The sequence below is a fragment of the Anaerobium acetethylicum genome (genome assembly GCF_900096945.1).
GTDB classification, from domain to species: domain Bacteria; phylum Bacillota; class Clostridia; order Lachnospirales; family Lachnospiraceae; genus Anaerobium; species Anaerobium acetethylicum.
This window is the reverse complement of the sequence record NZ_FMKA01000041.1, coordinates 22,052-28,372: the sequence shown is the minus strand read 5'-3', so window position 1 is coordinate 28,372 and position 6,321 is coordinate 22,052. Positions and strand designations below refer to the sequence as shown.

The 6,321-nt window shown below is 41.2% G+C and carries 7 protein-coding genes; 2 read left to right on the top strand and 5 right to left on the bottom strand.

The features are described from left to right. The coding region (locus BJR36_RS21200; protein WP_207648906.1) for a transposase at positions 1 to 279 on the top strand (279 nt) is incomplete at its 5' end. A gap of 338 nt (positions 280 to 617) precedes the next feature. Beyond that, positions 618 to 953, top strand: a complete 336-nt coding sequence (locus BJR36_RS17890) for a hypothetical protein (protein ID WP_091236801.1) — start codon at positions 618 to 620, stop codon at positions 951 to 953. A gap of 678 nt (positions 954 to 1,631) precedes the next feature. Here the strand turns inward: BJR36_RS17890 and BJR36_RS17885 are convergent. The 5 genes from BJR36_RS17885 to BJR36_RS17865 all read right to left on the bottom strand — a co-directional run bounded on the left by BJR36_RS17885 (position 1,632) and on the right by BJR36_RS17865 (position 6,293). Further along, positions 1,632 to 2,648 carry a LacI family DNA-binding transcriptional regulator gene (locus BJR36_RS17885; protein ID WP_091236800.1) on the bottom strand — a complete coding sequence of 339 codons (1,017 nt, stop codon included), beginning with the start codon at positions 2,646 to 2,648 and terminating at the stop codon, positions 1,632 to 1,634. 243 nt (positions 2,649 to 2,891) lie between these two features. After that, positions 2,892 to 3,575 (bottom strand): cyclase family protein, encoded by a 684-nt coding sequence (locus tag BJR36_RS17880; protein WP_091236799.1) that lies wholly within the window; start codon positions 3,573 to 3,575, stop codon positions 2,892 to 2,894. A 12-nt stretch (positions 3,576 to 3,587) separates the two neighbouring features. Then, on the bottom strand, positions 3,588 to 4,496 hold the full coding sequence (locus tag BJR36_RS17875; RefSeq protein WP_091236798.1) for a ketopantoate reductase family protein: 909 nt from the start codon (positions 4,494 to 4,496) through the stop codon (positions 3,588 to 3,590). Positions 4,497 to 4,521: 25 nt separating this feature from the next. Continuing rightward, positions 4,522 to 5,808, bottom strand: a complete 1,287-nt coding sequence (locus tag BJR36_RS17870; RefSeq protein ID WP_091236797.1) for a TRAP transporter large permease — start codon at positions 5,806 to 5,808, stop codon at positions 4,522 to 4,524. Beyond that, complete coding sequence (locus tag BJR36_RS17865) at positions 5,808 to 6,293, bottom strand: TRAP transporter small permease (RefSeq protein WP_091236796.1); 486 nt, start codon at positions 6,291 to 6,293, stop codon at positions 5,808 to 5,810. Before BJR36_RS17865 ends, BJR36_RS17870 begins: the two co-directional genes overlap by 1 nt. Positions 6,294 to 6,321: the final 28 nt, after the last annotated feature.

Here is a 6,321-nt window from a genome sequence, read left to right as displayed (position 1 = left end):
GGAACGGAATTCCTCCGCCTGTTCCTGCGGCATATACTCCCCAAAGGATTCAACCGTGTACGTTTCAGCGGCTTTCTGACAAACAGCCAGAAGACAAAAAAGCTGAAGCTGATTCACCGGTTACGAAATACCATTTACAAAGGAAATCCTGTCAATGCGCTGAAGACTGCAGATCTGATGATGTTATTATTTAAGCGGGATATTTGTCATTGTTCCAAATGTAGCGGAAAGCTGATCCACCTACCACGAGGTGTTCCATTGACATCCTTACAACTCTGATAATGACAAACCGAAAAGTCGCCTGAAACAGGACGGCTTATGAAGCATACCATAAACAGGATATATTTTTGCTATATCATCCTCCAACAGAAGATTTATCTGAGCTGTCTGTCTGATAAATGGCATATCCACATCTGTTGGCAGACCTTCAAAACTGCATATACCGTCCGCATGCGTGACTTGGTTCAAAGGAAAAGTACTAAATCAGGGGCTTGAAGTATTTCTCAAGCTCTTGATTTTGAGCCCCTGACTTAGAACTTTTCTAATCTATTGTTGAAATACAAGGCAAGAGGAAATCACAATTATTTATAAACCAAGTCGCAGAGCATACTATAGTATTGGATTTTTGTTTCTTTGGTAGTGAGCATGATGCTCCAGAGTGGGGGCAGATAGGAATAAAAGAAGATGAATACCATATTTTTAATAAATATCTTTCTGATTTACTAGAATATTTTCAGGGGCTATTAGGAGCGGTGGCAATAGAGGCTGATGTACTAGGACTTATTTCAGAAAATCATTGCTGGCCAGATAATATTTTCAGTTATAAAACAATTAATCCGACTGAGTTTCTTGAAAGAGGTATACGAAGAAGATATATTGGAGTCGGAATAAGATGTGAAGGAAAAATACAAGTTACAAGTTTCTTACGTAATTTTATAGGAGAAAATGAGTAAAGTAATTCGCAGTTTTTCCCTATTGCGACTTAACTGAAAGTTTCAAATTAGCAGAGCGGATAAATGCTCTGCTAAAAAATACTGATTATCAACTATTTTATATGACAGAGCCTTTATTAAAATTGGTTCGAGTGTAAAAGCCCTCTTGAAACGCCCGGCTTCGTCAATTTGTACATTCGCCAACTGCAACACAGTGATAAAAAACATGAATTGATGAGCAGCTTTATGAAGACGTTGGTGCTTAGGCCGCGTACTTTGCGGCCTTACGTACCACTACGTCTTCATCTAAGCGAGAGCGCATAGCGAATGAACATGTTTTGCACCACGTCCTCATCGCCAGACGCCAGCTATCACGCAGTGATGCAAAACATGATTCAATGAGCAGCTTTATGAAGACGTTGGCACTTAGGCCGCGTACTTTGCGGCCTTACGTACCACTACATCTTCATCTAAGCAAGAGCGCATAGCGAATGAACATGTTTTGCACCACGTCCTCATCGCCAGACGCCAGCCATCACGCAGTGATGCAAAACATGATTCAATGAGCAGCTTTATGAAGACGTTGGCACTTAGGCCGCGTACTTTGCGGCCTTACGTACCACTACGTCTTCATCTAAGCGAGAGCGCGCTGCGAATGAACATGTTTTGCAGCACGTCCTCATTGCAAAACGCCCGCCATCACGTCCTCACTGCAAAAATATCCGTCGTACCTCTCTCGACTACATCAGCAGAAAACAGGGTTTTAGATGGAACCGGTGAACCTTCAAGAACTTTCATCAGCACTGTCGCGGCATTGATGCAGGAAAATTCGAGTTTATTGTCGATGCTTGTCAGTTCCGGATCACAGCATATTCCCATCTTCGAATTATTATAGCCAACCAAAGCCAGATCGCCGGGAACGCAGAGTCCTTTTTCTTTCGCATATTTCAAGGCCCCGATTGCAAGTTCATCATCAGATGCCAGAACTCCGTCAAAAGCAACTCCACGATTGCTCAATTCCGACAGCATCTCCTTTACTTCCGGAATGCTGCCATTAAATATCTGAATCTGATCTTCTTCCAATTTCATATTCTTATCCGCAAATGCCTGCCTGAAGCCCTCGATTTTTTTCTGGCCGCTATAGGAGAAGGCCCTGCACAGGTAAAGAAGATTCTTTCTTCCTGTTTCCAGAAGCCTGCCTGTCACCCGGCATGTAGCTTCCTTATCATCGCACAGGGAACAATACACGTTATCTGCTGCCAGATATCCATTCAGGATAATAATCGGAACTTTACCCGCCGCATCCAGAATATATTTATTTTTCTCCGGTGTCGATTCAACAAAATTTGATCCGACGAGGACAACCGCATCTACCCGTTTAGACAGCAGCAGCTCCAGATACTTTTGCTTGTCCTCTAACTCATATCCGCAGCAGCACAGTATGGAATTATAATCGTTCTTTCTAAGTTCTCTTTCCATAAAATATACCGCGGAAGCCAGATATGCATCCGATGAGTTGGCACACAGAATGCCGACCGTCTTCATCGTGTTCAGACCCAGTCCTCTTGCAAATGCATTCGGCTTATAACCCGCTTCTTCCATCACAGCAAGGATCTTCTGTCTGGTCTTCTCACTCACTTTTTCATTTCCATTCAGCACTCTGGAAACCGTCGCTATTGAAACACCTGCTTTTTTTGAAATATCATATATATTCATCAGTTTTTCATTCCTTTTCCTATTCCCGAAACCGTATCATTGCAATTGTAAGCACTTACATTTATATGATTATACCTTATTTCTCTATGTCACACAACCTGTTTTGGATGGATTCAGAAACAGGCCTTAAAGCATTCCTTATCCCACGGGTGCGCTTTCCGTCGAAATAACAGAAAAAGCGAAAATCAGAGACTACTCCGGTTTTCGCTTTTTCTATTCACTATACTGCAGAATACTTTCCGCTTAGTTAAATTCCGACAACCCTTCGATCGCATACACGCGAACCGGGCAGGAATCCAAGCCTTTGATCGGAAGCGGTGCATATGATATGAAAAATGTATCGCTGCTTAATTTATCAAGATTTTGCAGCACTTCCAAAAATATGATATCAACTTCCATCAACACGTCATGAAATGCGCATACATCTTCATAGTTATTTTCAATCGATACGCCATCTCCAAATCCAACGCATTTTACTTTCTTCTCTTTAAACCACTCTGCTGCTTCACGGCAGATAAACAGTCGTTTGTCATCCGGAGTATTTGTCAATTCAGTAAATGGTGGTATACGGTACTGGGAATCCAGTATTACTACATCGCCTTCCTGAATTCTATCACCGCAGGCTTTTTCCAGATCAGCCGGCATAATGTGGCTGCTTGGCGCCATATGTTCAATATTCACATAGATTGCACGTCCCATAAAGCTTGTAAGCGGCAGCCCCTGCACGTCTGTCCAATTATCATTATGATGATACGGACATTCCACATGGGTTCCCAGGTGGCTTGTCAGATCCATGATCGTATGAAAATCCGGAATAGGTCCACCGGTATTAAAACGCCATAAATGACATCTTCTCGATTCCGTCTTCGGGTCGAGTATCTTCGTTAAATCAACAACTTTTAATTTTCCCATATCATATGTACACATAAATTCACCCTCTTATTCCTTTTCTTCTAATGCATGGACTAATTCTACAACAAACTCATGCGTGGGAGCAGGCACGCCGTTTCTCTTTGAGGCGCTCACCACATAACCGCTTATTGTGTCCACTTCTGTTTTTCTTTTATCTCTGATATCTGCATAAATTGACGTGTAGCCTTCATGGGCATTTATTAATACCTCTTTTACTTTTTCAAGCACTTCCGGCTCATCAAAATTCATTCCATCTCCATTAGCAACTTCCACAGCTTCTTTAACCAATCGTTTTACCAGGAAAAATCCATGCTCATTATCGATCAGATAACCCAGTTTCACCTGAAGTACTCCGGTCATCACACTTGCCGAAACGTTTGTAAACAGCTTATCCCATATTATTTTTTGGATATTGTCACTGATCGCCGTATCGAATCCACAGCTTTCAAAGCTCTCTTTTATTGGAAACAGCTGTTTGTTTTCTTTTCCAATCATGCCTATCGTGGTTTTTCCACTGCCGCCATGGCTGATCTGACCGGTTCCGATAATAGATGCATTATGCTGGGTAGTCCCTATAATAATGTGATCTTCCGAAACAAATTCTCTCAGAATCTCCTCATGACCCGAACCATTCTGCAATGTTAAAACATATGTATTTTCTCCAATTAAGGACTTGTTATTCTTCAATGCAGCTTTTGAAAACAACGCTTTTACAAATAAAATAATCAGATCGGCAGTTCCTATACCGGAAGAATCCGATAACGCCTTGGGATAAAACGTATTGTCCCCTTCTCTTTCTTTTATCATAATCCCGTTTTTATTAATTGCCTCTACCTTTTCAGAATCGGTATCAATTAAATATACCTCGTTTTTTTGCGAGAGGTAACCGCCATACAGCGAGCCCATTGCCCCTGAACCTATCACGACTATTTTCATATGTTGTCTCCTTTATATATATCAGCTAAAATAATGCCGGGAATAGAAATGCCGGAATCGACAGCCATAAATCCGGAAACAGGACCATGACAAGCAATATTGCGATAGATGATAAGAAATATGGTAAAGTTCCTTTAAACGCATCCTCTATGGTAATACCGCTGATAGACGACGCAATCAACAGACACAAGCCATATGGTGGGGTTACTAATCCCAGTGCCAGCGTTACTACAATAATCAGGCCAAGTATAATCGGGCTGATTCCCAGAGCTGTTGAAGACGGCAAAATGATTGGTACAAATAAAATCATTGCCGGTACAGCATCCATAAATGTTCCGATAAACATGAAGAAAGCGACGATTACTAACAGGAAAACAGTTTTTCCGCCTGACAGCGAAGTGAAGAATTCCTGCACGTATATGTTCAGCTGATAATAGCTCAGCAGTTCACCCAGGGCATTTGCCGTAGCAAGGGCAAATAACGAAAGGGATGATAATTTTAATGTCTCTATAATAATGCCTGGCAATGCTTTTATTTTAATCGTTTTATAGAAAAATATGCCGACCAGTAAAGCATATACGCATGCAAATGCAGCCGATTCCGTAGGGGTAAAGACTCCTGATACAATACCGCCAATCAGAAGGATCGGGGTAAACAGAGCAGGTAATGACTGAAAAGTAAGTTTTAACACTTCTTTAAATGGAACTTTTTCACTTTTCGGAAAGTTCTTTCTTACTGCATAATATTTAACCACAAGCATCATTCCGATTCCAAGTAAAATACCCGGTATGAGACCTGTCATAAATAACGCTCCTGTAGCTACGTTCGCAATACCGGCATATACTACCATCGTGATGCTCGGCGGAATAATAGAGCCTAATGTTGACGATGCCGCAGTAACGCCAACCGATGTACCTTTATCATATCCCTGCGCTTCCATTGAAGGTATGAATATCTTTCCCACACCTGCAGTATCTGCCTGGGAAGAACCGGATATTCCGGCAAAAATCATAGACACCAGGACATTGGAATATGCAAGGCCGCCGCGTTTATGTCCTACCATGGAATTACATGTCTTAATCAGTTTTTCTGTAATGGAACCTTCATTCATAAGGTTTGCCGCAAGTATGAACAGCGGAACCGCAAGTAACGTAAAACTATTCATTCCATTAAACATTTTTGTAAATACAACTGCATTTGGTATTTCTGGCAATCCCGCAATACCTACAAAGGAGACTACTCCTAACGCAAATGAAATCGGCACTCCGATTGCAACAAATACAATAAACATAATAACCAAAAGCACTCCCATTATTTCAAGTCTCCTTTCACGATATGTTCAATGTCATCTTTAATCAGATAGATAAGATAGATTACACTTGTCGCACCACTGATTGGAAGACACATCCATGTTATCCCTCTTGTCAGCGTTGGAAAAACAATCCACTTATAGCCCCAAAACTGTTTTGTCACCTGATAGCCGTATACGACCATCAAAACTGCAAAGAACAGCATGATTACAGATATAACGATTGATAATACTCTTTTTATTTTTTCATTCTTGATCAAATCATTTAACGAAGTAAATGCAAAGTGCCTCTTCTCGTAAACCATAGCTCCGGCTCCCATAAATACCGCCCATATAAAGGAATACATTTCAACCTCTTCAGTCCAAGGCGCTGTAACTCCCACATATCTCGAAGATACCTGGAATACTACAGTTACAAGGAAGATTGTAAGAAAAACTGTTCCTGCCGCAATCTGCAGTTTCTGCAGAAAATCTACTGCTTTTTTCATGATAACTCTCCTTTACCGTATATCCAAT